The sequence below is a fragment of the Parabacteroides sp. CAG:2 genome, assembly GCF_000436315.1.
In the GTDB taxonomy this organism is placed as follows: domain Bacteria; phylum Bacteroidota; class Bacteroidia; order Bacteroidales; family Tannerellaceae; genus Parabacteroides; species Parabacteroides distasonis.
Genome location: NZ_FR885260.1, coordinates 78,346 through 80,067 on the forward strand (window position 1 = coordinate 78,346; position 1,722 = coordinate 80,067).

Genomic DNA, 1,722 nt, shown 5'->3' on the forward strand with positions numbered 1-1,722 from the left:
CCGTCGTGTAGGAGGTACTTCTACGTATCAGGCGGTTCAAGTGATAGATGACCATACGATCGCCGGACGAATGGAATGTACGCCGGAAGGCGGAGGCTGGGGGAATGGTGAGGGTTCTTCCCGGTATACCGTGTATTTTTATGCGCAGTTCTCCAAACCGTTGAAAGATTATGGCGTATGGAGCGTGGATATCCCGGCAGGGCAGGATCGGCATCGGGAATTCGTGGAGAGCCCGGCTTTCCAGACATTGACAGCGAACGCGAAGATTTCGGAGAGACCAAAGGCATATGAGGGTGAGCACCTCGGGTTCTTTACGGAGTTTGAGACCGAGGCGAATGAGGAGGTTCTTTTCAAGGCCGGTATTTCCTTTGTAAGCTTGGAGGGTGCGGAAAAGAACTTGAAAGCGGAGATCAAGGATTGGGATTTTGACGCGGTACGTTCTCGTGCCCGCTCGTTGTGGGATACGGCTTTGGCTAAGATGGATGTCAGCGGTGGAACGGATGAGCAAAAGGTGATCTTCTATACCTCCTTGTATCATACAATGATCGATCCGAGGATTTACACGGATGTGGATGGTCAGTATATGGGTGCGGACGGAAAAGCGCATAAGTCGGATACGTTCACGAAACGTACGATCTTTAGCGGTTGGGACGTGTTCCGTAGTCAGATGCCTTTGCAAACGATTATTAATCCGGTATTGGTGAACGATTTGTTGAAGTCATTGACAACGATGGCAGAGGAGAGTGGCCGTGAGTACTATGAGCGCTGGGAGTTGTTGAACGCCTATAGCGGTTGTATGTTAGGAAATCCGGCTATATCGGTCTTGGCGGATGCCTATGCGAAAGGTATTTGTAGCTTGGATATGGAAAAGGCTTATCGGTATGCGGATAAAACCTCGAGAATGTTCGGGAATGCGGAGTTGGGCTATACCCCGAATCCGCAGAGTATCTCCAAAACCTTGGAGTATGCGTATACGGAATGGTGTATGTCTCAGTTGGCGAAATCATTAGGAAAACAGGAGGATGCGGCTTATTATGCGAAGTTGGCTCAGTCTTACCGGAATTTATATGATGCGGAGAAACATAGCTTCCGCCCGAGAGAAGCGAATGGCCGGTTTGAGGCTTGGCCGGAAGAGGGTAAGCTGAAGGAATGGTACGGCTGTATGGAATGCAATGAGCTGCAACAGGGGTGGTTCGTGCCTCACGATATTCCGGGTATGGTGGAACTGATGGGAGGAACGGAACGGGTGATTGCCGATCTGGATACGATGTTCGACAAGACGCCTACGGATTTCCTGTGGAACGCTTATTACAATCATGCGAACGAGCCGGTTCATCATGTGCCTTTCTTGTACAATCATTTGGGACAGCCGTGGAAAACCCAGAAATGGTCTCGTTTCATTTGCGATAAGGCGTATAAGAATAAGGTAGAAGGCTTGGTTGGAAACGAGGATGTCGGTCAGATGTCCGCTTGGTATGTATTGGCGGCATGTGGTTTGTATCCGGTTTGTCCGGGAGATACTCGCTATGAGATATCCAGCCCGGTTTTTGAGAAGACCGAGATTCAGGTTGGCGAAGGGAATACATTTATCATACGAGCCAACCGAAATACCCCGGAAAACACCTATATTCAATCCGCTAAATTAAACGGGATGGATTATACGAGATGCTATCTTGATTATAGGGATATCATGAAAGGTGGCGTACTAGAATTGGAGATGGG

At 49.1% G+C, this 1,722-nt stretch carries 1 protein-coding gene; it reads left to right on the forward strand.

Going from position 1 to position 1,722, the window contains the following annotated elements:
- On the forward strand, positions 1 to 1,722 hold a 1,722-nt coding region (locus QVP94_RS02125; protein WP_288213151.1), incomplete at both ends, for a GH92 family glycosyl hydrolase.